Raw genomic sequence first — 25,745 nt, 5'->3', positions numbered from 1 at the left:
AACTTGATTATTATCCTAAAATAGATTTAGCCCGCCTAGCTTCTTTTAGAATTCTGTCGTTTTCTAAAATAATATTAAATTTTTCTTCTTCCGTATCTTGGTCGCTATACTCTTTTAATTTGATTTCTATCGGCTCTATTTTGCCATCAATTTGGATATCAACACTTGGTGGCTGGTTACTTTGCTCAACCTGCTCTTGTGCCTTGACTTCTTGGGTTTGCACGCTTGATATATCATCGATTGCCATTGAAGTTTTTGGTTCTAGCTTGCCGTTTTTGTTTAAGAATTGCGGATATTTTGGAGCAAGATCGGCAATTTGTTCGGCATTTAAGTCATTTATGACGATGCCTTGTTTTCGCAATTCATTTCTAATTCTAAAAATTTCATTTATATTTTTTAAATCCTCTTTTAAAGTCTTTAAAATATCGCCTCTATTATAATTATCTAACTTATTGCTTTCTAAAAACCTACCATAAAGCTTAGCTTTGTCTTCAGCCTCTTTGAGATTGTTATTGTGTATATTGAATATATGATTTGCATTCTTAATCGTATTTTCCACTCTTTGAAGCATTCCGTCATAGCTAATATCGACACATAAAGCCCCTATTCTTCCTGTAAAAATTAGGTTTTGCGGGGCAAAGGTGTTGTCGTTTTTGTCGCTTAAAATACCCTCTATGTGAGATTTTGAGCTACCGTCCAACATCGAGTATGTAAATTTATGTTGCAACATAAGCGTTATGCCCTTTAATTCAAGTGCAACTATATCTTTCCCGCTTTCACCCCTTGCAAACTTATTTAAAATTTGGGTGATCTTTTCTTTTCTTAATTTAAAATCATTTTCGTCTTCTTTGCTTTTTGCTTTTCGTGTCGTATCTATCCCAAACGCTTTGATTGCGTAGTTTTCATTATCATCGATCTTTAAATTAACGATATTTCGCAAGAAGTCTATCGCTTCTTTCTCCTCGACAATATTTGCATTCGCTTTTTTATAGTTTTTTTCATTTGCAATAATTGATTTTTTGTAGTTCTCATAAAGTCGCTCTTCGGTTTGTATAAAATTTGCAATACGATGTTTTTCTAAAACAAACATATTCCCAGTCGCATAAGCTTTCATCTCGGCTATATTTGCCACCTCCGCGTCAATACTATCAAAAACCCTAACTCCATCGCCAAAATTACCTTTTTTTATTTGCGCTAGCGGACGGAGCTTTTGTTCATTAACTTGAAACATTCTAGCGTCATACGTTTGCTCTGTTGCATATCGATACACAGACATTTCAAAATTCGGATCGCGTTCAAACCAATAATTGCCTTGCCTAATAAATCGTCCTAGCCTTTGTTGCAAATCGCAAGGTCGCCACGGACAATCTAGCTCGTGCATAGCTACTCCTAGACGCTGAACATTTGTCCCAGCTCCCATTTTTGAAGTTGATCCGATCAAAAACCTAATCTCTCCTCTATTCATTTTTTCAAATAAATTTTGCTTTGCTATGTCTGTCTTCGCATCGCCTATAAATGCGATTTGCTCTTGCGCTACTCCAGCTTTTACAAGCTCTTTTAGAATATCGGCATACACATCAAATTTATCGCCCTGCTCCTCTATTAGCTCTTCAACGCTATACTCTTTTACAATCTTATCTGTTTTTTTACCATCTTTGCCTTGATGATATCTCACATATACGCTTTCACCGTCCTCGTTTTCAATAACATCAAGCTCCAGCCTGCATACAATCTGCTCCAATGTTTCAAATGAGCTTAACGCATCGCTATTTATGTCTATTTTTTGACTATTTTGCTTTGAAACGCCCATATCACAAAAAATTAATTGAGTTCCGTTCGGATAGCTTTCGTCTTTATAGTGTTCTATTGCCTTTCTTACAAGCTCCGCTATTTTTGAATTTTCCGTTTTTGGGCTAAACGGGTCTATCATTCTATAATCAAGAGCCGCTTTTCTTGCTTCTGTAGTTAGACTTAATATATTCTCTTTTTTATTTGATTTATCGATATGATCCATCCTATAAATGATCGAACCCTGATTATAGTTGCCGTTTTCGTCCTCTACGCCTATAAAATTCGCTATTTCATCGCTTCTAGGAATTATTATGTTAGTTGGCGTATTGCCTTTTATACTAGGGACAAATTTGCCTATTTTACTTTCAATATCTTCATTTGAGACAATATCAGTATTTTGCTTATAGATATTCATAAGCTCGGGAACGTTAATAAATTTCGCCAAACGTGGAACTATCTTGTAATTAACTCCACTACTATCAAGCTCTTCATTTAGAGTAACTTTAGTAAAAGCTTTTTGCCAATCATCAAAAAAACTTAATCCTAGCTCTTTTAACACTTGCGGTTGCAAATAATTTTGCATAATATAAAATTCACTGATCGAGTTGCTAACTGGAGTTCCAGTCATAAAATATAGCTTATAGCCATTTTCTATGCAGTATCTAGTGGCGCATAGCATTTTCATAGCCTTATCGCTATCTGTTAGCGGCAAGCCCTTTACGCCTTGCAAATTCGTGCTGATAAATAAATTTTTAAAATTGTGAGCTTCATCGACGAATAAAGCATCGATGCCTAGATCTTCAAATGCTATCTCTTCATCAAATTTCTTACCTTTTGCCTGCTTTTCAAGCTTTCTTTTTAATTTTGCGATTTGATTATTAAGATACATCTGAAATTTATTTTCGTCTTTCTCGCTCTCTCTTGCACCCTTTCTTTCTTCAATTGCCTTTGTTAAATTTTCAATCTGATCTCTTATCACGTCCTCTTGATAGCTTTGCATTACATTCATATTTTCAAACGTAGAATGTTTCATAATGATAGCGTCAAATTCGCCAAATCTAGCTTTATATAAAAATTCTTTTCTAGCTTTTTTACTATCAATCTTATCGCCGACAAGTATATTTGCGGCAGGATAGGCGCGTAAAAACTCATCCGCCCATTGACGCGTAAGATGATTTGGAACTAAAACAAGGGCTTTTTTAATTATTCCCATACGTTTTTGCTCCATCGCTATCGCGATACTGGCAAGAGTTTTTCCAGCCCCCACTTGATGATCTAGCAGTAATGAATTTTTCATAATACCTTTATAAACTGCGTCTTTTTGGTGCGGGCGAAGTTTTATATCGTTATTTAAATCATCAAATTTTAGATACTCATCAAATTTAACGTTCTTGCTTGCAAAAACATTGATTTTCTGATTATAGCTTTGCTCTATGCTGTCTCTAACTTTTTCATTATTGAAGCAATAACTATCAAATAGCTCTTTTATAACCTCGGCGTTATCCATTGCTTGTTTTGTCGGGGCTAGCTCGATTATTGTTTTTATTGAGCCGTCAAGCTGCTTTTCGTATCTTTTAACTTCTAGGCTTTGATTGTTAATTACAAGTTCTAATATTTTCCTAGTATTAAATTTTATTTCTCCAGCTTCATTTTTAACCATTACGTTTAGCGCATTATCATTTAAGTCGGCAGACGTGGCAAATTTAAATCTTTTTTCTATTGTTACGCCGTCATCGGCGATCCTCTCGCTAAATATTTCAAAATCATTTAAAACATAAGTGCCGTCTATATACTCAAGTTTTACCTGTATCTTTTCAGGCTCGTAAAAGAATGTTTGTCTTATAAAATCTTCATAAATTTGAATATCAACATAGTTTGAACCGAAATTTACCTCCAAATCTTCATAATTTACAAAATCAGGAAAATACGCTTCAAGCTCGTTAGCAACTTCTTGCGGGGTTAATGAAACGCCATCAAAGCTAATTTTATCATTTATCATTTTAACGATCTTGGCGTGTTTGGCTTTTACATTTCCACTTAGAAATTCGCTTGCTAGCTCATAGCCGTTGTTTTCTAAACTTTTAAAAATCAGTTTCTTTTGGGTAAGCTCGGTTAAAATTTCATCAAGGCTCATACTTGGCAAATATGTTGTGAGATAGTCCTCCTGCAACTTTCCAAAATCATTAATCGATTTTGCTAATGCTTCAACAGGGTCATTCGCCAAAGTAAGCTCTTTTGCAAATAAAACGCGTTTTCGCATAAAGTCGCTTAGCACATAGGATTTTTTGCCATTTTTATCTTTAATTTCATTTTCTGTGGCATAAATCTTATAACTATCAATGCCGTCAAGGTCTATTATGCTTGATAGATTGTGCATTGTTATTTTGCCATTGATATCTTTTTTGTGTCTTGTGTTTGAATTAAGAAATTTAGCACCTGAATCTTTTAAGATTTCATCTCTCATATTCAGTAGAGCTTGCTTTTTAAATTCAATAGCAAAGCTGCTATTATCATCATTAGGCATCGTCTTTTCGTCATTTAAGACTTCTTTTAATTTGTCTCTAAAAGCCACTATTTTCTTGCATAGACTAAATTCTAAGTGATTTAAATAGCTTTTATAAGTAAAATTTTTATTTTTTGTTTCAATCACATCATTTTTTGGGACTAGATCAATTTTATCCAAGCTTAGATCATCTTCAAAATAAACCTCGTGGCAGTTATTTTCATCATCTTTAACGTAAAATTTACCATCAAATTCAAACAAATTTCCATTAGCAAGGCTGTAGATATATCTTACTTCTTCATCCGTCATCTCATAAAAAGGAATTTCCGTCGTAGGCGTAACATTTGGCTCATTAAGCTTAAAAATATCGCCTCTAAACTCGTGTTCTTCGTGTATTCTAATTCTTAACTCATCTTGCCATCTATTGCCACTATCCTCCTCTAATGCTAAAACATTCTGACCAAATTGATTTGTTCTAACATCTGGCAAGCCGATTAAATTTTGTGGATTAATATCAAAATATTCGTTTAAGCCTATTTCTTGTTGATTACTAAAGCTTCTTGCCCTGTTGCTTGAAACTAAGAAATTACTGTTTCTAGCCTTGTTACCTTTTTCTTCGTCGGCAAGTTTTGTGTAGTAAAATACATCCGTTAATACTTCAGTGTGCTGAAAAATAGAACTAGGCAGCCTAAACGCTGATATAAATTCGCCGTTTTCAGACATAATCGATCGTTGAGTATCCGTAGAACTATCAAGAAAATACGAACTTATTACAAAGCTAACTACGCCTCCCTCTTTAATCAGCTCTCCAGCCCTAATTGCAAAATAATTATGAATACTTTGTTTATTGCCGCGACTTTTATAATCGTTTATTTTATCTTGCCCAAAAGGCGGATTGCCTACGACGACATCATATTCTCTATAAGTATTTACATTCTCGAAGCCATCATTGTAAATTTTTATATTTGGATGTAGTAGCTTTGCGATCGTAGCTGTTATTTTATCTTTTTCTATTGCTTCAAAGATAAAATTGCTCGGAGCTAAAGATATAAACCTGCCTATACCGCAGCTAGGCTCTAATGCATAAACCTTTTCTTTTTTGCTAACGCCTAGCTCGTTTAATCCGTCATACATTCTAGTTATTAGATCATCAGGCGTATAATAGGCATTTTCGCTACTTCTCATCAAATCATCGAAATTTTCTTGACCGACAAGCTCTAAAAGTTCGGACCTTTGCTCTTGAAATCTATCTTCCACGAAAAATTCTTTTAATCCGCCATATCCGCTAAATTTAGCCAGTATTTCCTGTTCGCTTGGCGTAGCTATCGGGTCTTTTCTATTAATATCGGTTAAAATAATCTGAGTAAGCTTTAAGGCTTCATAGTTTGCCTTTACCCTTTCTCTTTTCGTCAAATTAAAATCGAATTTACCTTTATATCCCTCTGCTTTATATTTGACTAAAAATTGATATGATGAGAATGTGAGAAAAAGTTTATTGTTTTCTTTTATTGCTTCATCAGGTTCTAATTGTTCCACTGTTTGGGAAGTTTGATTGACGGATTGCTCTTTGCTAAGCTCATCGCTTCCAGTTTGATTTGGCTCGTTAGTTCCTGATGGTTCATCTTGACTATGTAATTCAGAAATATTTGAGTTATCGGCATTATCTTCTGCTCTATAAATCTCATCAATATATTCTTGCTCTGTTGAGCCATTAAAAATTGCATTACTATCTGTGGTGTCGTCGAAGCTGGCAAATTCTGCATTATCTCCTTGCCCATTTGTATCATCGAATTTAGTTTCGGATTGCTCGAGATCATCTGTAAATTGTTCTTGCCCTGCGTTATCTCCGATAGTATGTTCATCATTTCCGTTCTCAAATCCTCCAAGCTCTGATTGATTTGTAGATTGCTCGTTTGCAAACTCTCTATCAGGCTCTCCAGCTTCCCGTTTAGCGTCTGTATCTCTTTGGCTAAAAAGTCCAAACTCTCCCAAGTATCCTGATCCTGAGAATTCTCTTTGTCCTCCTCCGTCATATTCTGATGATATTTGTTCTCCTGTATCATCCGTGTCGTATCCATATTCTGCAATATCGTTATCACTCCAGCCAACTCTTGCTTGATCTCGCTCTCCAAACTCTGTTCTGTTTTCTCCAATTCTTGTTCCATTAAAATTTGAGATAAAAGCTGAAATAATTTTGTTTGCAAGTTCTGATCTAAGCAAATTGTCAATTCTTGCTCCAAGCTCAAATTTTGGAAATTCATTATCTGATAAGGCATTAGTGCTTTGCTGAGTTGATAGTCGTATGTCCCCCGTTGGTTTGATGGCGCTTTCTCTATCAGTTTTGATATCTCCGATAAGCTCATCTGTAATGGATTTTCCGCTATATCCCACATTTTGGATGAGATTTCCTTTTTTTTCTCCGTCATCTGTGCCGATATTATGTTGTCCATTATCGCTGTTGCCAAGCTCTCTTTCAAATTCTCGGCTCGAGCTTCTTCCAAAATCGTTTGTTGTTTGTATGATATTATTTGTTCTTCCGCTAGTTTCGGCAATACTATATACATTATTCTCTCCTTGTATGGTTTGTATTATTTTATTATCATTATAAACTAAAATTTCGTTGTTATCTTTATTGAAAATAATTTTTGTAGTTATTTGTTGAGTAAAATCATCCAAATTTATGTCCGAAATATATTCGCCGTTAAAAAAATGGATTTCCGTATCAATTGTATTTTTGAAAAAATCGACTTGTAAATCTTTTAGATTTTGAATATCTAACCTATCGCTTTCTATAAGTGTTCCGTATATTTTATTATTTTCGCTAATTGCTAAAAGTGTATTGTAGATCATTTAATACCTATGATATATGCATTTTTGGAGTTAGCCGACTAAAGTCGGCTAACGATATATTTATTGCGGTCGTCTTCTTTGCGTGTAGTCAGGCATATCTTCCTGCGATGTTTCCGCCTCGATTTTATCGGCTTCTTGCTTAGCGGTTCTTAGTTCAAGCTCAGCAGTTGCGGTATCGATTTGTTTTATCTTCGCCTCTATATTGATCTCGTGTTGCTTTGCATCTTCTTCTGTCCCTGCGGCAACAACATTCTCACCATCTTTTTTATCGTATGCGCTAAAATTCCCAGCTTCGATATTGTTTCTTACGTTTTGAAGCTGTTTTTCATAGTATTCTTGCCATTTTCCAAGCTCTTCTTTGCTTGCGAATGCTATATCAGGGTTATTTTGCATATGGGTTTTAAATGACTTTTCTAGTTTTTCAAGCTCCTTTACTAGATAGTCAATTTTTGCTTGCACTAAATTCGAGCCCGTATTTTTTGTAACTTCGCCAGTCTCAAAATTCATCTGCTCCTTAAAATAGTTGTCTCTGTTGATTTTGCTATCGACCATAAGCTCATTTTTTTCTTTGATCAACCAGTTTTCAAAACGAGTGGAAATGATCATATCTTTTGGGATAGTTCTATCTATCATTTGATCGTAAGCATTTGCAATAGTAACGGCAAATGGAAATTTGCTTTGCAACTTATACGGATTCCAAGCGTTAAAAACCTCTTCGCCTATTTGGTTTGTGTGTTTGTTCATAGAAAGCTGATGAGATCGCTCTTGCGATTTTAACATTTCCTTTCCTAGCTCAGTTTGTGCCAATTCTGTGTAGCTTGCCATTTTTTCTCCTTTAATAAAAAATTCAAGCCCAAGAATATAATAAAAAAAATTTTTAAGTTTTAAATTATGCTTAAAAGGTTACATTTTGTAACCTAAGAAATTTTTAACACTTGCCACAGCTCTGCATGCGAGGCTAGATTTCACTTTTCTGCAAACCACTCTTTAAGAGCCTGCCTCATAACATAATTTTGTGATCTATCGACACTCTTTGCATACTTAACTATTTTTTCTTTTAGCTCTTTATCAATAGGAAAATGAACGAATATTTTTTCATCCTTTTCTTCACTTATAGGTTCATCAGTATTTTTATTGATGAAATCTTTTTCTGCTTTGCTTAATGTTTCATTGTTTGTTTTATTTTTGAACGGATTGTCTTTCATTGTATCTCCTTTTAATTTCTTACAAATTCCACAAGCTCATCATATAATGAGCTAATTTCATTTTTCGCTTTATTTTCGCCCTCTATCTCGATAACGCTTCTGCCGTCAAACACTACATTTTTATAAATTTCTCTTTCGTATAGTATTGTTTTGGCTAGTTTTATATTATCGGGCAACTCAATCTCTTTTAAAAAATCCATATACTTCATATTTTTTGTTTGAAGCATTGGATTTGTCGAGGCTCTATTGTTTATAATCAACGCCTTTAGTTTTGTATTGATTATGGACGTTTCTGCTAATAAATTTAACATCTTAACTAAAACAGCCTGATCAAAACCGCTTGTGATAATAGTAGGTATTAGGACAATATCACTTACCAACAAAGCTTGTCTCATTTCCTTGCTATCTCTGCCTCCAGTATCGATTATAATACTATCATACTTATTCGCCAAGCTTTTTGCCTCCATAGCTAAGCTATCGCCAGTTTTCGATACGGAATTAAAAGGCAAATCAAGCCCATTATTTACCCTATAATCAAGCACCACTTCAACACTTTTTTGTGGATCGGCATCGATTAGCATAACATCTACACCCTCATTAGCCAACTTAAAAGCCAAATTGATAGCTATCGTAGTTTTTCCGCTGCCGCCTTTTTCATTTACGACTGAAATTATCATAACTCTCCTTTCTGTTAAGAAATTAGTGTTACGCTATTAATTATAAAATAATAACATAACACTACCGTATCGTTAGTGTATTGGTAGTATATCAGATTATTATTCCTTTGTCAATATTTTTTTAGTAAATTACATAAAAATAGTTATCTATTCTTTATGTTTTTTTGATTTTAATTGAGGAGTGGAGTATAAAGCCGTGTCAAAAAGTATAAAATACCAAAGAATGGTCAATTTTGATCTTGATACAAATGAACTTTTAAAAATTTTTACAGCTACTAGAAAGCCTTATCCGCGTTTTTCATTAAAATATCTCCAATGAGAAAATAACATCAAGATAAAAGAGGCAATAAGCTTTTCATACTACGCGCTTCGCTCAATGGCTTTGTTGGCACTTCGCGATTTTCCGTTGCATAGCTTTCAAAACAAGCTAAATCATTCAATCCAAACCAACCAATAATTGCTGAATTGCGCAAACTCAATACAGTTGTTCTGCTTTTGTTGCCATCAGCAGGATTGATTGTGAGCCAAAAATAAACTTGAATATTAACTTCTCTTAATTCACTTTTTTTTGTCGCTAATTTAAAATTTTTAATAATGTCTTTTAAGTCTTTCAGTGCTGATAAAGATGATTTAATCGAGCAGCGAATAGGCTCGCCATCGCTTTTACGTAGTTGCAGATCGTGTCCTAAATCAGGCTGATTTGATGTTTTATCTACTGCGGATACTGCATATTTGCCATTGCTATGTAGCCATTTTAAAACTATCATTTCAGAAATTTCGCCCATAAGTAAATTATTAAATCGCTCTAAATCATCTCGACTATGCAAATCTTTTCTATCAGTAATTGCCGATAGGATATTTTTTGCATTCTCAACACAAGTTACTAAATCTGTTCTGCTAATTTCAAATCGAATAACATCTGCAACATCTATCATCTCATTATTACCTTGCTCTGACAAATACGCGTTTATAAACTCGTTGTTGATTTACGCAAGCTTGCGCAATACCGCTTGAAGAAATCCAAAGACCATTTGAAAACCCCTTACCCTCGCTTTCGGTTGCACCGATTAACTCAAACTGACAAGGATTAAATTTATCCAAAAAGCTAATCGGAACACCCATAATACCTTTGTAGTTGCGCGGAATTGCTTTTGTTAATGGAATCTCTATTGCATCGTAATTATCGTATTTTATATAAGCATTTTTTTCTTTAAGGCTAGGGTATTTCAGTAGATTTTCTTCTTTTTCATATAGAGCAATAGGATCGTATCTACGATTATGCTCAATATTTGTTAGCCAAATGGACGATACATTTTTTAGCTTTACTCCATTTTCTACCTTATCTACATCATTTTCATCAATAGTTTCAAACCACATACCGCCAGCCCAAGAACGATAGCCAGACCATATTTCATTAGCCTTAATTTTAGGAAAAACCTCTTTGAACGTTACACAATTTTTATTGCAAATGACCGCAAACTGCTTTTTGCCATCCATAATCCAAGCTATAAAATCACGAAATAAGGAGAATGGCGGATTAGTTACGATAAAATCGGCTTGATCTCTTAATGATACCAACTCATCGCTACGAAAATCGCCATCGCCATTTAAAAAAGCCAAATCAGTATTCCTTGCAGTTTTTCGTAAAATTTTACCTTTACCATTTTGCACATAGCAAGTGCTAATCAATTCTTTTAAGCCCAATTTTTCAAAATTTTCAACAAAATAGGCTGTGAAGTTACTCCAAGTCGGATCATCGCAAGGGCAAAGAATGATTTTGCCTACAAACAAACTAGGATTAAACTCGAGATAAGCTTGAATTTCTACTTCAATATCCGCTTTACGCGTATAGAATTCATCATTTTTAGCTTGCATTGCCTTATTGAGCTTTTGATTAGTTGCCATTATTATTCCAATATAACCCCGTATTTCAAGACAAATTCTTTTGTATCTCTTGTTGTTTTATTATCAAAAACATAATTGCTATCATAAACATAAATTTTTTCGTTTAACTTTATTACTCTATATGCTTTTCCTATGCCACTTCCGCCTGTCTCGCATATATATCCATCTTCTTTTTTTATACCAAACTCTTTTACATAACCTTGTCCTAAAGTAGAGGATTTTATCCTAAATTTAACACCCTCAAACGTCGGAGCTGGTCTGCCCTCGTATTTCTCAAAGTCTTTGTAGTAAGTCTTTAAAGCACTTATTATTTTAGGATCATTACAATCTTTTTTAGAAAGAATATCCGCACTCACGCCACTTATTAATAGCCCTAAAACCATTAAACCACTGATAACTTTTTTCATTTTATATCCTTTATGATAAATTTTTTAAGAATTATAGCATACTTTTTAAAAATAATCAACTATTTTTATGTAATTTACTAAAAATATATTATCTTATAACCTGCGTCTTTTTCTTACATTTTTAGACTGATCGCCTAAATAATCCTCGCAAACGACATTTACAGCCTTTTTGATATCTTTAAAAAAATCAAATTTCACAACTTGAGCAAGCAGGTTTGGAGATAAGAACCTTTGCATTTCATTTTTAAAGGCTTCATCTAAATTTTCATTATTTAAAATATCAAGCTTATTTTTTATTTTTTCATCGAAATTTTCTATGTTATAGTTGCTGATTTTTTTTGAAATTAAATCGCTATCAATAGCAATATTTTTATCACCGAGCCATTTTATATCCCATATGTCCCTATACTTTAGATACTCTCTTGCTCCAAACGCCACAATCTTATCCGCTAAAATTTCCTCTAGGCTCTCTACTTTTAATAATATTTTATCTAGCTGATCGCTAGCCGCACTCGAGTAAAAATTTTCTATACTTTTTACCGAATTATCATAGCTAGGTATTTTACATATCTCTATATTGATTTTCTCTTTTCTGTTTTCGATAGGCAATAATATCTTAGCTACCCATTTTTGAACCAGTCCATCATCATTCTTTGGATATACTAGCTCCGATTGCAGATTGTATTTTTTAAGCATACTATCAGCAAATGTTCTTTCAAACTCTCTAAACAAACTCTTATCAAAAATAAGGTTTTCATCCGCTAGAACAAAGTCTAAATCCTCTGAATACCTACCGCCTTGATAACAAAGTCTAAGAGCGGTTCCGCCTTGAAAAACTATTTGGCTGGATAAATCAGAATTACTTAACGCCCTTAGAATATCCAAATGCAACATCTCTTTAATAATTACAGATTTTAAATTTGCACCTCTATCTCTAGCATACGTATCCGCAATTTTATTTAGATCAATAAAGCTCATCTTTTTTCCTTTGCTCATCTATTAAATCAATCGAACGTCTATGCAAAAACGCATCTTTTAATGCGCGTTCAGGCGTAGCCGTATAAATACCAGTGTTATTATCTAAGTAAATATCCGAACTAAAAATCATATCCTTTACATTTCCTTTTGAGAATTCAATAATTCCGTAAGGCGTATTGATTGTATCGCTTCTACTTTTTGAAATAAACGTAAGGCGATTTGGAATTTGTGAGATAATCCCATTACTACTTAAAATACTCTCTAAGCTTAAATAAAATTCTCTTCTATCGCGAATTAGACAAGCGATATTTTCAAGTAGATTTTCAGGGATATGCCTGCTTCGAGGATTTAGATATAAACCTCTACAAATTTTTTCTATAACTCCGCTTTTTACCTGCCTTGCAAGCGATACTCTAAATACTTCATTGCTTTCATTTGGGAAAAATATACGAAGCTGCTTAACTCTAATAAAAGGCATTTTAAACTCGTTATCTAGTCTATCCAAAACAGCAATTAATTCTTTTGTTGTCATTTTTAAATCCCCTAAAAATTAACAATATTGTTAATTTTTAGGTTAGTATAGAATCTTTTAGATAAAGGAAAGCTTAACTTTATGCAACAAACGCTTTCCTAGATAAATTCTGCTCTATACCTTGAGATATCATATCATCTTGTTTTCCATCTACTCCAACAAGCGATAACGCCCAAGCTGGACCTGAGATTATTAACTTCCACATAACATACACGGAAGCTAGCTTTCCAAAGATTTCAAGCATACCTGTAACCGATCCGATCGTAAAATTAATTATAGGGCTAAACGCATCGGTTTTTATGCCGCTAAACTGCTCCGTCGCCAAGAAAAGATATACTTCATCGACTAAAGTATAAATAAATAGAGCAAGCCCTATAAATAGGACTATTAAAACTGGTTTTAAAAAGATCGCTATACCGCTTACTAGAAACTCAACTATCTTATCCATCTTCTTTGTGGTGAGCGAAAAAGCCACGACAAACGGAGAGATATAAAAATACTTACAAAGCGAAACTAAATAGGCTACAAAGGCTATCGCACTAGCAGTAGCGCAAACAATCAAAGGTAAATACGCAAGCATTTTGTGCATTAAATAAATAGCAGTAGCATAAGATGCCGTGCTACCTCCGATCGTTCCGACAAAATATCCAACAATACTACCTATCATAGTTCCTATCGGCGTTCCAGAAGAGCCAACCGCTCCGCCTATTATCGAACCAAATTTATTAGCGTTTTCATATACAAAATCCTTGATAGCTGTCGCACCGGGCAAGGTCATATACACAAGTTGTCCTCCGAGCATCGCTAGCCAACTTTCATTTATCTCATCTTCGCTAGCATTTTGTGCTTGTCCTTTACTTATCGCATCGAGAGCATTTTTTGTATTCGCCGCCGTAGTCTCTTTTAAATTATAATTACTAACTCTATCTCCAGAGAACATAATAACTTCCGCAGCTATACTGCTAGTAGGCGTTAAAATGGAATTGATCCAGCCTAGTTGCTGCTCTCTTAAAGAAAAATAGCCGTCTAAAGCATTTATCCTGCTTTGCATCTCTTTTTTATCAAATGCCTTTATAACTCCGTCTAGCTGTTGCTTTAACTTTATTTCGTTATTTCTAGCATTTAAAGCGGTAACTTCTAATAGCAAACAAGCATCAAGGGTAATATCATATGGCTCTCCACTTACGCTTTGAAAATCTTGTTTATCCTTTTCTTGCAATTTTTTCTTCTCTTCTTCCGTTAAGCTAGTAATATACTCAATCGTAGGAGCATTATAAGCTTCAGGGAATCTTTTCTTGCAAGTATCTTTATAAATTTCACTAATCTGCTGATACGTATATTTCGCTTTCGCTTGTCTATCTACTAATACGTCTATGCCATCGGGAGTAAGAATACCTAAGCTTTTATATATTTTTTCCAAATAAACTCTGTTTATAGTGGCGCTTGCGATGTCGGCTACTCTAGTGCTTTCAGTAGCAAAATACCTAATCATATTTTGCACTATGGTCGAGTGAGCTAGATTATTAGCTTCAGGTATAGGCATAAAAAATGTGCCTACCATAATGATTGGAATATAAAATTTATGCAAATATGGTTGCTTGCCTGAGCTTTCGCCTCTATTTTCTAAATATACTTGAATTTTTTCAGCCCCTATCCTGCTTACAAAAAATCCGCCCACTAAGATAAATATGATAATTTGTAAGTGCTGGTAAATCTTTTCGTTAGCTAGAAATAGATTTGAAAAATATGCCATATTGTTTTTATTAAATCCATCTGCAACGGATGTTTGCGTAACATCGACAGTTGATAAGCTTTGAGATTTTTCTCTTAATTTTTTATTATATGCTTGGTTCATCCACTCCTCAACCCGTTCTCCCAAACCTGCGACATCACCTCTTTTTAATCTTTCCCAAAAACCCCTATCTATCTTTTCATCTTTTTCTTTTGCAAAATTTAAAACGCTAAAAGTTGAAATTCCGTTTTTTAGCGTTAGTTCGCCAATTTTTTCAGTCGCCTCTCTATCGATGATATTTGGATCAAGCGTTAAAAAAGAAGCTAAAAACCGAGTAAAAGTTAGCTGAGTATCGCTTGTATTAGCCTGCATAACAGAGCTAGTTTGTAAGCTTGCTTGCCTATAAACCTCTTTTAGCCCCTTTGTAGAGTTCATTATGTCCTTGCTAATCTCCCCCATATTTTTCACGCAAGCCTTATTAACCTTTGAAGCGTTAAATTTTAAATATGTATTGTAATCCGTGTCCTTATAAACTTTACAAAAGGTCTCTCCATTAGCTATATCAAAACCTATAATCCTTGTCTTATACGGCTCTTTAGTTTCTCTACACGTCCATTTGCAAGCTCCGCTTTCAACAACTCTATCATTTCCAGCAAAAACCTCCATCTCCTCTGCGGTCATATTCGCATTTGCAAAAGTAGCCGACAAAATAGATGTAAAAAAGACAAATCTAATAAATTTAAGCATATTCATATCTTTACCTTAAAATTTGTGAAAATAGATCGAATTTAAAATTAAGCAACATTAAGAATACAAAGCTAATGCCCGATAAGATCAATGCTATGATAGATACTAAGCTTGATCCTTGCTTTGCTGGCGTTTTTCCTCCGAACTCTCTTTTAAAGTCTTCTACAATATTGTTTTGCATAGCCGTAAAATCATTTTTTACAAGCTCTTTGATAAAGTTTGCATAGTTGTTATTGCCACTCTCGTTAAATTTAACCTCTAGTCCTTGAGAAAACTCGTCGCAGTTTTTATTTGTCTGTCTTAGTTCGTCATTTAAGCCATTATAGGCTCTTTCAAATTTATCTCTAAGCTGCTTTATATGCATTGCATTTAAGCTCGTATCCTCTATCAACTCCTTGTTTTGAGTTTGTAGCTTTGTAATATAATCGATGAGCTTTTGATTTAATTCCTCAATACTTTTTGCGTCTTTTTCCATCCCTACCCCTTTACAAAAGCTTTTACGACAGGATTAATCTGTATCCTATCAATTCGCATTCCGTATGGATTAATATCGTTTGATTTACTTAAATCAAAACTTCCACTCGCTTTGATTTTTATCACGCCGTTTTGCGCAACATATTCGCTTTTAGCTATCATCCAAGATTGAGCTATTACTTTGATTGAAATTTCTAGCTCATATTTATTTCCATTATATTCGTAGCGATCTAAGCTATAATCTTTCAAAGCTATGTATTCAGGCAATTTATCATTTACAACAGATGAGATCAGCCAAGTAGAATATGCTTTTATATCGCCCGATCCTTGTGGCGTATCTATGAAATTCTTTAAGATTAACCTAAGACTAGGCACATTATCAAGCACTTCGCTAGCATTTGAAAACTGGATTTTTTCAAAGTTATTTGTAAGCTGGGATTTGGAAACAATGAAGTTATTTACAAATGTTGAAACCGCAAATTGCTTAAGATATTCAGCCTTTAAAGGCTCTTTAACAACCTTTAAAGCCCTGCCGTCCGTCGTAGTAAGAACAACCTTGCCGTTATTTTCATAAACTACTTCCGTAAGCTTATCCATTTTTGAGCTAATATCGCCTATTTGATATGCCATAACTAGCATCGAAATACCTATAAAGCTGCCTACAAATTTCCAATTTTTACCAAAAAACTGCTCGCATTTAAAATTTAGTGTCTCTTTCGGACTTTTTAAATTTGGCTTATATTCAGGTTGTTTTGCTTGCTCTGCCTCGCTTTTTATCTCAATGTTAGTTGTTTTATCTTTTTTTTCTTTTTTACTAAACAATCCCATAAAATCTCTCTTATTTTATAAATTTACCAATAGAATTACCGCCTGATGAGGCACTATTGGCTATCTGATCGATCTCTGCTTTTGCTGAAGCTTCATCAAATTGCAACGCCATAATTACTTCCTTATCTGCCAGCAGTTTTGCAATTTCATATTTATTGGCATATTTTTCTTCAATAGCAGAGATGATAGATGTCTCTATCGCTTGTTGTTTCCTGATTTGAGCTACTAGCAAAGGTCTTAAATCCTTTCTCATAGTTTGGACGTATTCATCTGTCGGGATAGCGATCTCTTTATGATTTGATATGGCAAGAGCATTTGAAATTTCAATTTGCTTTGCAACATCAAAATTGCTTTTAGCTTTACTTACGTGTTCATTTGCCTTTTTAGATAGCTCAGATTGACTAGCTTCCGATAAAGTTGCCTTTACGGAGTTTGAAACCTGATTTGGATTAGCCTCTTTTATAGCACTTTTATACGTTTTTACGCTTTCGCTTACGCCTTTGTTGTAAGCTTCTAAATTTGCTGGGGCTTTGATGTCTTCAATCTTGATTTTAGTTAGATCGGTATTTGCTCCGCTTGTTTTAGCATACTCCATTATCACGCCGACGGCTTTCATATTGCCATCTTTCAAATACGAGCTTACAATACCCTTGTCCGTCTTTAAGACATTTGATATATCCCAATTGCCAAAATACTCCTTTACTTTTTGACCGCTAGGCAAACTCGCTTTTAGTTCATTGCTTTCTTCTTCATCAAGAATTTTCCACTCGGCAAAATCCCCCGCTTGCTTGCTAGCATAATCAGAAAATTCTCTTGCCTTACTATTACATAAATACTTCGCTCCAGTTATGCCTACTTTCTTTGTTCCGCTTCCGCCGATCAAAGAGCAAACATTAACATTTAGCTTATCTATCTCGCTAGCAAGCTCACATATATCCAAGTTGGTGTTAAAACGAAAACTACTTGTATCGTAGCATTGATTTACAAGATTAGTCCCTTGCTTTAAAAGACCGTTAAATTGTTTATCAAGCGAACTAAAAGCAGACCCTATCGCTTTATTGGTTATGTCGTCTAGGTTAAAAGCATTTAAATTTAGTGCCAAAACCGTAGCACTCAACAATACAATCTCTTTTTTCATTTTTCATCCTTATCTTAGATTTATTTTTTTTGTAAGCTCAAAAATGAGCTCTCTTTGCTTCAAAATAGTTGCTTTAAATAGCTCATTTTCATTTGAAATCAAGATATTTTGTTCGTCCAAATTTGAAGTCGTATCATCTACTTTTGATTGCAAATTCTTAAGTGAATTTTGCTGAGCTTTTAAAGCTCTCTTAAGTTCCATTTCATACTGCTTAAAGCTTTGAACGATCTCTCCAGCGCACAAGCAAGCAAACAAACTTTGACTAAAGCTTAAAAGTATTGCAATAGAAACTACTATTTTTTTCATCTTTATCCGCCCCTTGAACTACTTATTTGAGATTTTGGCAAAAGCCATCAAGTAGTTATTTTTAAATTTTTCATAATAATCGTAGTTTGAATATATGCTTTTCTTCCCTTTGTTATAGCACTCAATAGCCTGTTTTGTATTTTTTGTTAAGCTCACGCACATTTTTAGAACAGATATGGATTTATCGATATTGTATTCGATGTTAAAAATATCATCGATCTCATCTTTTGAAAAATTGACTGAATTTATCTGCATCAATCCAGCATCAACTCGGTATCCTTTTTCAATCAAATTTTCAAGAGCCGCCTTTAAGCTCTCTTTATCTCCGCGAAATGAGATAAGATACTTATTTTTATATTTTCCGATACTTCTTTTTAAATTTGGGTAATCGTGATCCTTGTTGTGGCTAGTAAAGCTAATTATTAAAGGCGTAAAATCGCTTTCTATCTTTGCTATGGTATAAAGCACTCTTTTATCTATATTGCTCTTAACACTTGCCATTCTTAATCCATCGGCAATATCTTGATCGGAATATCCGCTTAAAAGGCAGATCATACTAATTAAAAACAATATAGATTTCATCATACATTCCTAGAGTTTTTATTTGCAAATTTCAAATTGTTTGCAAAAATCCCTCTCTTCTCTTTCGGTAAAAAATAACACGTTATAGCTATCGTCTTCATCGCTAAAAACAACATTCGCACGTTTTAAAATCTCTAAATTTGCAGAATTTTTCTTAATTCTTAAGGTTTTCTTATTGATTGCCGTATTTACATTTTGAGGCATCTCATTTATATTGCTATCGCGCCTACTTAAATTTACAGAATTTTTTTGCTCCGTCGTAAGCTCCAGTCTGCTTGATGCAACTTGATCCATCTTAGGAATGTTTGCAAATCTGCTAAAAAGCTCATCGATATTTAACTCTTTTTCAACGATACTAGGCATAATTCTTAATACAACCCTGCCGTCATCGGTTCGCTCTTGCCAAATTTGCGGATAGGTTAGCCTTTGAGTTTTAATCAAGTATTTACCTACCTCATAAGCATACAAATCATCTTTGTATCGTTCTAAAACCCTTTTCGCCTCTTTAAAAGCATCTGCTACGCCTTTTTCGTAACCAGATGAGTAGCCCATTTCATAGCCTCTATTGTAGAAAAAATCCTCTGTGCTAGTGCTATTTGCAAACAAAGCGACCCCGAGAGATAAAATTAAACTAATCTTTTTCATTTGCTTTTCCTTTTTTACTTAGTATAAACACCGTCTTTTTCGACTTGCAAATCTATCCATATCTTTGTTTGTCCTACGATTTGATAAAGATATGGTAAATCTCGTTTGAAAATTTCGGCTGTATTTTTTGCGATACTTGCAATCATGTTCACGCCACCCACTATAAGATAATCAAGCGGATCAGGTTTTTCGGTATTTGTATTCTGCACGGCTTGCGGATAGACATTGCCCGAGCCATCAGTTACACTTACATAATCAGTAGTTTGCTTTGTCTTTGAGCTTTCAAGTGCCTTTAAATAAGCATTTGTATGCGTTTTAAACTCGTCAGAGCCTACACTTACCGCTCCCCATCCGATTTCAGCTAGCTTTCGATCATTTACAAAAGTAGCTATGTTGTAACTTGTTTTTTCCTCATTTGTAACAATAGAGCTTGATACTTTAAAGCGATATCCGTTTTTTTCTATATATTTCGGATCTGCTATAAGGCTCGCTCTGTCATTGACATTTACAAGATCGGCAAACATTACAATTCCGCCGTAATTAGTCTCGCAATTAACCCTAAAAGAGCTAGGCTGCTTACCTACGTTTATGTCTTCAGGAATAAAACAAAATCCTTTGACCGCCACAAGTTCAGTCGTAGAATTCGTATCTTTAGCATTGTCAGTTTCAGATTTTACAACGTTTCTAACCAGCGTATTCTCGGCTGTTTTTCCCAAAAACTCACTGCCTCGCAAGTTCTCTTTTTGCAAAGCGTAGTGCCAATTTAAAATCGTTTCGCCGTAAAACAGCTTTTCACTCTTTTTATTTATTTCGATAGGACTGAGTTTTCTTTCCACTACTACTTCACGTCCCTCGCTAGCCGATCTTATTGCGTGATCAGTTACAGCTTGACCATCCATTGTCTTATCCGATGCAAAAAGCGCACTAGCTAAAAATAGGAGTGTTATTTTAACCTTATTCACTAAAATGCCCCCTGTTTAATCCGACACCATAAATATCCAGCTCTTCATCATCCGTATAGCCCTTTCTTAAGCCACTATTTGTCCCGATGCTTTGACGGAAAAAATCTGACGCATACTCCTCAAAATCAGATATATATTTCGTATTTATACTAGGATTATATTTTTTCGTTTCAGCTGGTAAATTCCACCTTTTCTCATTTGGAATTTTATTTGTTTGCACCTTACCGCTACAACCTAGAAAAAATAGTGCCAATACAGCTATAAAAAATACTCTCATTTTATTCTCCGATAACTGTGTCCAGCACACTAAAATATAGGTTTTCACCCTTTACTTTTACAAATTTCTCGCCCTGTTTAGTAGTAATAGTCTTTTCATAGACGTATTTACCGCTTTTTAGTTCATTATCATTTAAATTCTTTGAGTTACTTTCATCGTTATTTGATAGATTGTAGCTCATCGCCTTAGAATTTTTTAAGATAATCATTTGGGTTTTTGCAATAGGCGCAACAGCTTTCTTAACAGGCTTCTTAACGATCTGCGGTTTAATTTCAACTATTTTAAGAGCCTCTATTACTCCGCTATCCTTTGCCTCTTTTAAAAGTTTCTCATAAAAATCACTGAATAGATACGGATACGTAATAAATTGCTTTTGATCTTTTAAGATTTTGGCAACGCTACTTTCTATTTTATACTTTGTTTTTAAAGCATCAACCACCTTTTTAGCGTCCATCTCTCTTTCATACTCTCCAAATACTACATATTGCTTAGTTAAATGAGTATCATATCCCTCGCGATGAGCTATAATTTGTAAAAACAAAGCTTCATCAAGGCTCATATTTTTTATCTCAACAGCTACGACATAAGGTTTAGTTACTCTTATAATTTGCGGAGAAAATCCATCCACCTTTGCCTGAAACGCTACTGCATTTATACCTGCATTAAATCCATTTTTAAAACTCTTTGGGCTTGGCTCAGTATATAGGCTATCCGCATTTAAGCCGATAGCGATAAAACTTATAAAAAGAATGATCTTCTTCATATTTTTATTCCTTGTTTTTTGATTTCTTCAACATTGTTTTCATTTAAAAATTCTTCTATCTCGTCAAGAGAAGCTTCAATTTTTTTGATTTTCGCATAGAGCCTATTTAGCTCCGCTTTCATCTCTGCAATGATTTCAGCTATACCGCCCATTTTAGTCCTTTATAAACCTAAGATTATATTCATAGCCATCATCTTTAAAACGTATAAAATTTGAGCCGACATCCGTTATCTCAAAAAAATCCAAAAATTTATCTCCGATCGCATACTCTTTTAGATCAAATTTAAAGCTTTTTTCTTTCGCATTAAATTGAAATTCGCTCTGCTTTTCTTTCAAAAAAGCTATCATATCGTTGGGTTTTTGCATTTTTGATATTTGTTTGATAGCGTCCTCTTGCCTCGCATTTTCATAATTTGTCATATCGCTAACTTTTGGCTCATCGGCATCAACCTTAGCCGAGCTTTTTATAGCCTCATCTTTATCGCTCGCTAGATTTTGAGCAAATGGATTAATCTCCATCTTTGGTGGAATAAATGTTCCGTTTCCGTCCGTTAGTTGATTATCTGTTTTTGCTGGCGAAGTCGCTGCAGATACATTTTGCGTTTTTGGCTCAGAAGCTACGCTCTCGCTATTATCAGGCTTGATTAAAAAAGCAATACCGACAATCGCAACAACCAAAATCGAAATGAAAATTATCGTTTTTTTATTTAGCATACTCAATCCTTTAAATTTTTTTAATCATCATTTAAGCTGAAACTAGCTCTTTTTTCTAAACTTATTTTTGGTAAATCATCACTAAGTTTTCTAAATCTAAATCTTCCAAATTTAAATTTATCAGTAATTTTTTCACTTCTCTTTTCTAAAACTTCGATATGATCAGCCATAACATTCATTATAGCCTCCAGCTTGTTTATTTTTTCAGAAAGCCCGTCAAGCCTCTTATGTATTTCTTCCATATTCTTACCTGTAAATCGTATTGTTATCTATGCGATATTTATTACCGCCACGCATAATATTTCCATATTTTTCATCTCTAACTATACGATAGCTTATATCGCCTATTTGTATAAATGAATATTGCTCCTTTGGGAGAGAACCAAATTCTTTTACGTATGCGCTCAAAACTTCAAGATCATCCAGTTTTGGGGTATTAAGATACGAATAAACCAAATTTAGCTTATCTTGAAAGTCCTGCGGGTTTTTTTCATAGAAATTAGCTAGCACGTTTAAAATTTGATTTTCATCGTTCAATTTATAAAGGATCGTAAAATTAGCTATCTTGAAATCCTGATTTGGACGTATTAAAACAGCATTATTCTCATATTTTAAAACCGCCATTTTACTTGAGCTATCGATATGGCTTATGATAGAACCTTTTGGAAGCAATATGGTAGTGGTAAAATATGGGTGCAGATTTATACTATCCATAGAAGCGATAGGACGAATGGCTGGCTTATAATTTATCTCTTTTTGCGAAAACCTATCAAAAGCATTTCTTACCTCTTCATCTCTTTTTTGAATGGCATTTATATCTTTTGGATCTAAATTTAGATAAAAGCTATTTGCTTTTAAATCATCAATCTTTTGACTTTGATTTTGTTGCAACTCCTGCTGGGTAGGTGCAATAAAATTTTGCGGATCGAGCGGATTTGCAACAATAAAGCCTGAAAGTGTCATTAAAATCAAAGATATTTTTTTCATTTCGTTCTCTTTGGAATTATAAAATTTGATAAAATTTTGCCTTTATCATCTACGATAGAATAAGAATCGAGTCTCATATCTAAAAAGACCATAATAAGCACGCTAAGAAGTAAAAAATACTTTAGTGTATAAGCGACCAAGAATATTTCACCGATAAAAAATCCTGTAACTGCCGAAACGACAATTATCACAATACTCAAAAACTGACGAAGCATATTTTCAAACAGATTGATTGCGCTTGCTAATATAACCGCAAAAATATATGCGACCATAGTAAGTTTCGTTAAAGAAAAATCAAATCTATTAAAAGTAAATAGAAAAACGAACAAAATAGGCAAATACTTAAGAATTAAAAATAAAAAATTATTCAACTTTTTAAATTTATACTCAGTATTTGCCTCTAAATTTTTATATATATTTTGCTCGAAGTCCAGCGAACACTCATACGATCTATTAAATCCCCAAAAAAATAACGGAAATTTAGTTGTTCTAATTTGCATTCTTAGATACCTCGTCTGTTATAGCATCTATATTTATAGATGTGCTAAGGCTTTGATTAAATTTCGTAAGCAGAAAAATAATCTCCTTATTTCTCAAAGCCTTTTCTTTGGCAAGCGCTATCTGATCACTTAATAATTGGTTGCTTTTTTCATAAGTTTTTAAATTTGTCTCGTATTTTTCTTTTAAAATCTTAAGCTCGCTAATCACATTCTCAAATTCAGGCTTTAAAGCCATTTTAGTTTGTTGTTCGGTGGCATTAACATTACCATCACAAGGAATGTAATAACATTTTGCAAAGGCAAAACTAGAAAAAATGCAAGCAAAAATAAAATATCTCATTTTCTAAGTCTCCAGAATTTTTACAAATTTATATTATGCGAAGACCCCGCTAAAGAACGCATAGATAACCTTATCGAATATACTTGTAAAATCACCAAAGAACCAGCGGCTAACTAGCATCGATATTGCGATATAGGCAAAAAAGCCACCAAGTGCAGCAGCAGCCATTTTCATATATATTTTAGAGGTTTCTTTATCTTGCTCACTTTTTTGTTTTTCAAATTTATACGCAAGAAAAGCAGAAATAATCATAAGAGCTAGAGGCAATACAAGAGCAAAAGTCCATTGCACGCCCTCTTTAACAATGCTCTTACCCGAAGTAGAAGCAGAGCTAACAACATTTGCCGCCTCAGAAAACTCATCAGCACCAAAACCAAAGGTCGCTAGACCGACCAACAAACCAAACGATAGAATAAGTTTCTTATTCATAATCTCTCCTTTTTAGAATTTTTTATCGTCATTCTAAAAGAAAAGAAAAATATAAAAATAAAAATAACCTTAAAAGGTTACATTTTGTAACCTAAAGAAACTAAAGAAAAAATTATGCCTATGCTATCAGGAATTGTCTATAAAAAATAGAAAATAAAATTAATATTTGCTTAAAAATAGGGATTTTGTCTATTATGTAGAGAAAATGGAGCAAGAGCTCGCTACTCCATTCTACAAGTATGGATACATAGTAATCTCCATTTTATTCACTATACAATTTTCTACTAATTTGTGGAAAATAATCTTAAATATTGCTTAAAATAGCCTTTTTTGTCTATTTTTGTGAGACTTTTTATAAAAAACGGCTCTTTCTATTATCAATTACAAACAAAATGAGTTTATTTTGTCTCCTCAGCTGGACAGATAGTCCTACCAAATAGACAGATAATCCACTCAGCTGGACAGATATAAAATGCTCTAAACATCGATTTTACCGCTATTATATCCAAATTTAAAAGCACTATTTTCTTCTACTCTACTCTAAAATTTCACAAAAAAGAATTCAAGCAAACTAAAATACTAAGTAATATAAGCAATGGTATCTAATCATAAAAAAATACTATTGATAACATAACATTATATTTTTATTATATTATCAAACCATAATCAAAACTAAACCGCTACACTATCAATAAAATACTACTTATATATCACTACACTATCACTAATGATATATTATCATATAACTAACATAACACTATTATACCACTACCAAAAACACTATCAAATCAGTAATGATATGTTATTGACATTATAGTGTTATGATATTTAATCAGTAGTATATAAATAATATATCAGTATTAGTTTATTATCATTTAAATAGTTAGATATTACTAAGTTGTTAATGATATAATATTAACTAAATATTGAACTAATAACGAATTGTTATCAAAGCATTATTTTTTAAAATTTTCTACATTATTTTATCAGGCTCAAGTAGATACTTCTTGGCAAGATATAGCTCATCTTTTTTAACTCATTATTGCTCTCTAAAATCTTGACAACAAACTGCTCAGTATTTAAGGTTTAATTTTAAAAAATTATCTAAAGAAATCATAATCAAAAACTCCAAAAAATCATATATAGCATATCTTAACATAACTTTAAAAAATAGGCAAGTCGGATTATTTTGATAAGCTCACAAAAGCTACTCGAGCTAGAGATTTTTCTCAAAAAAATAAGCAAGCTGACAAGATAGGTCAGTATGATTTTTATGATATAAAATATTATAAAAATATATTCTTAAATAAAACTAAAGATATGATAATTCTAAGAATAACTTAAGGATAACAAATATTAAAAAATACTTAAGCATATATAATAAGCTTAGATGAAACTTATGCTATATGAAATAGGCTAGGGGAGTGAGTGAGATGACTCACGTATAGTAACCGCTTCGCTATCCACTTAACC

At 33.5% G+C, this 25,745-nt stretch carries 26 protein-coding genes; all 26 read right to left on the bottom strand.

What is annotated here, in order from left to right; genetic code table 11:
- Positions 1 to 10 precede the first annotated feature (10 nt).
- The gene (locus CDOMF_RS10480) at positions 11 to 7,144 is read right to left on the bottom strand and encodes an SNF2-related protein (RefSeq protein WP_260953218.1); all 7,134 of its coding nucleotides are present in this window, start codon (positions 7,142 to 7,144) and stop codon (positions 11 to 13) included.
- A gap of 60 nt (positions 7,145 to 7,204) precedes the next feature.
- Positions 7,205 to 7,969, bottom strand: a complete 765-nt coding sequence (locus tag CDOMF_RS10475; protein WP_260953217.1) for a hypothetical protein — start codon at positions 7,967 to 7,969, stop codon at positions 7,205 to 7,207.
- Between the two features lie 140 nt (positions 7,970 to 8,109).
- Positions 8,110 to 8,349, bottom strand: coding sequence for a ribbon-helix-helix domain-containing protein (locus CDOMF_RS10470; protein ID WP_260953216.1), 240 nt, complete (start codon positions 8,347 to 8,349; stop codon positions 8,110 to 8,112).
- A gap of 11 nt (positions 8,350 to 8,360) precedes the next feature.
- Entirely contained in the window at positions 8,361 to 9,026 is a 666-nt protein-coding gene (locus tag CDOMF_RS10465) for an AAA family ATPase (RefSeq protein ID WP_260953215.1), read from the bottom strand.
- A gap of 329 nt (positions 9,027 to 9,355) precedes the next feature.
- On the bottom strand, positions 9,356 to 9,961 hold the full coding sequence (locus CDOMF_RS10460; protein ID WP_260953214.1) for a hypothetical protein: 606 nt from the start codon (positions 9,959 to 9,961) through the stop codon (positions 9,356 to 9,358).
- 7 nt (positions 9,962 to 9,968) lie between these two features.
- Positions 9,969 to 10,931: an adenine-specific methyltransferase EcoRI family protein gene (locus CDOMF_RS10455; protein ID WP_260953213.1), complete on the bottom strand. Its 963-nt coding sequence runs from the start codon at positions 10,929 to 10,931 to the stop codon at positions 9,969 to 9,971.
- Between the two features lie 2 nt (positions 10,932 to 10,933).
- Positions 10,934 to 11,338 carry a hypothetical protein gene (locus CDOMF_RS10450; RefSeq protein WP_260953212.1) on the bottom strand — a complete coding sequence of 135 codons (405 nt, stop codon included), beginning with the start codon at positions 11,336 to 11,338 and terminating at the stop codon, positions 10,934 to 10,936.
- A 93-nt stretch (positions 11,339 to 11,431) separates the two neighbouring features.
- Entirely contained in the window at positions 11,432 to 12,316 is an 885-nt protein-coding gene (locus CDOMF_RS10445) for a nucleotidyl transferase AbiEii/AbiGii toxin family protein (RefSeq protein ID WP_260953211.1), read from the bottom strand.
- Positions 12,303 to 12,848: a type IV toxin-antitoxin system AbiEi family antitoxin gene (gene abiEi, locus CDOMF_RS10440; protein ID WP_260953210.1), complete on the bottom strand. Its 546-nt coding sequence runs from the start codon at positions 12,846 to 12,848 to the stop codon at positions 12,303 to 12,305. The genes CDOMF_RS10445 and abiEi overlap by 14 nt, the downstream gene beginning before the upstream one ends.
- A 79-nt stretch (positions 12,849 to 12,927) precedes the next feature.
- Complete coding sequence (locus CDOMF_RS10435; RefSeq protein WP_260953209.1) at positions 12,928 to 15,333, bottom strand: hypothetical protein; 2,406 nt, start codon at positions 15,331 to 15,333, stop codon at positions 12,928 to 12,930.
- Positions 15,334 to 15,337: 4 nt separating this feature from the next.
- Positions 15,338 to 15,802 carry a hypothetical protein gene (locus CDOMF_RS10430; RefSeq protein WP_260953207.1) on the bottom strand — a complete coding sequence of 155 codons (465 nt, stop codon included), beginning with the start codon at positions 15,800 to 15,802 and terminating at the stop codon, positions 15,338 to 15,340.
- A 2-nt stretch (positions 15,803 to 15,804) separates the two neighbouring features.
- The gene (locus tag CDOMF_RS10425) at positions 15,805 to 16,629 is read right to left on the bottom strand and encodes a hypothetical protein (protein ID WP_260953206.1); all 825 of its coding nucleotides are present in this window, start codon (positions 16,627 to 16,629) and stop codon (positions 15,805 to 15,807) included.
- Positions 16,630 to 16,639: 10 nt separating this feature from the next.
- The gene (locus CDOMF_RS10420) at positions 16,640 to 17,767 is read right to left on the bottom strand and encodes a hypothetical protein (RefSeq protein WP_260953205.1); all 1,128 of its coding nucleotides are present in this window, start codon (positions 17,765 to 17,767) and stop codon (positions 16,640 to 16,642) included.
- 9 nt (positions 17,768 to 17,776) lie between these two features.
- On the bottom strand, positions 17,777 to 18,073 hold the full coding sequence (locus tag CDOMF_RS10415) for a hypothetical protein (RefSeq protein WP_260953204.1): 297 nt from the start codon (positions 18,071 to 18,073) through the stop codon (positions 17,777 to 17,779).
- An 18-nt stretch (positions 18,074 to 18,091) separates the two neighbouring features.
- Positions 18,092 to 18,655: a transglycosylase SLT domain-containing protein gene (locus CDOMF_RS10410; protein WP_260953203.1), complete on the bottom strand. Its 564-nt coding sequence runs from the start codon at positions 18,653 to 18,655 to the stop codon at positions 18,092 to 18,094.
- Positions 18,656 to 18,673: 18 nt separating this feature from the next.
- Complete coding sequence (locus CDOMF_RS10405; protein WP_260953202.1) at positions 18,674 to 19,300, bottom strand: hypothetical protein; 627 nt, start codon at positions 19,298 to 19,300, stop codon at positions 18,674 to 18,676.
- A gap of 14 nt (positions 19,301 to 19,314) precedes the next feature.
- Positions 19,315 to 20,262 carry a hypothetical protein gene (locus CDOMF_RS10400; RefSeq protein WP_260953201.1) on the bottom strand — a complete coding sequence of 316 codons (948 nt, stop codon included), beginning with the start codon at positions 20,260 to 20,262 and terminating at the stop codon, positions 19,315 to 19,317.
- Positions 20,255 to 20,539, bottom strand: a complete 285-nt coding sequence (locus CDOMF_RS10395) for a hypothetical protein (protein WP_260953200.1) — start codon at positions 20,537 to 20,539, stop codon at positions 20,255 to 20,257. Before CDOMF_RS10395 ends, CDOMF_RS10400 begins: the two co-directional genes overlap by 8 nt.
- 1 nt (position 20,540) lies before the next feature.
- Positions 20,541 to 21,302: a hypothetical protein gene (locus CDOMF_RS10390; protein ID WP_260953198.1), complete on the bottom strand. Its 762-nt coding sequence runs from the start codon at positions 21,300 to 21,302 to the stop codon at positions 20,541 to 20,543.
- Positions 21,299 to 21,454 (bottom strand): hypothetical protein, encoded by a 156-nt coding sequence (locus CDOMF_RS10385; RefSeq protein ID WP_260953197.1) that lies wholly within the window; start codon positions 21,452 to 21,454, stop codon positions 21,299 to 21,301. Before CDOMF_RS10385 ends, CDOMF_RS10390 begins: the two co-directional genes overlap by 4 nt.
- Before the next feature lies 1 nt (position 21,455).
- Positions 21,456 to 22,016 (bottom strand): hypothetical protein, encoded by a 561-nt coding sequence (locus tag CDOMF_RS10380; protein WP_260953195.1) that lies wholly within the window; start codon positions 22,014 to 22,016, stop codon positions 21,456 to 21,458.
- 20 nt (positions 22,017 to 22,036) lie between these two features.
- Complete coding sequence (locus CDOMF_RS10375; protein ID WP_260953194.1) at positions 22,037 to 22,258, bottom strand: hypothetical protein; 222 nt, start codon at positions 22,256 to 22,258, stop codon at positions 22,037 to 22,039.
- Positions 22,259 to 22,262: 4 nt separating this feature from the next.
- Complete coding sequence (locus CDOMF_RS10370) at positions 22,263 to 23,003, bottom strand: hypothetical protein (RefSeq protein WP_260953193.1); 741 nt, start codon at positions 23,001 to 23,003, stop codon at positions 22,263 to 22,265.
- Positions 23,000 to 23,503 (bottom strand): hypothetical protein, encoded by a 504-nt coding sequence (locus CDOMF_RS10365; RefSeq protein WP_260953192.1) that lies wholly within the window; start codon positions 23,501 to 23,503, stop codon positions 23,000 to 23,002. The genes CDOMF_RS10370 and CDOMF_RS10365 overlap by 4 nt, the downstream gene beginning before the upstream one ends.
- Positions 23,493 to 23,843 carry a hypothetical protein gene (locus CDOMF_RS10360; protein WP_260953191.1) on the bottom strand — a complete coding sequence of 117 codons (351 nt, stop codon included), beginning with the start codon at positions 23,841 to 23,843 and terminating at the stop codon, positions 23,493 to 23,495. Before CDOMF_RS10360 ends, CDOMF_RS10365 begins: the two co-directional genes overlap by 11 nt.
- A gap of 33 nt (positions 23,844 to 23,876) precedes the next feature.
- Positions 23,877 to 24,272: a hypothetical protein gene (locus CDOMF_RS10355; protein ID WP_260953189.1), complete on the bottom strand. Its 396-nt coding sequence runs from the start codon at positions 24,270 to 24,272 to the stop codon at positions 23,877 to 23,879.
- Positions 24,273 to 25,745: the final 1,473 nt, after the last annotated feature.

This window comes from Campylobacter sp. RM16187, assembly GCF_025319965.1.
GTDB lineage: Bacteria > Campylobacterota > Campylobacteria > Campylobacterales > Campylobacteraceae > Campylobacter_A.
This window is presented reverse-complemented; position numbering and strand designations above follow the sequence as displayed.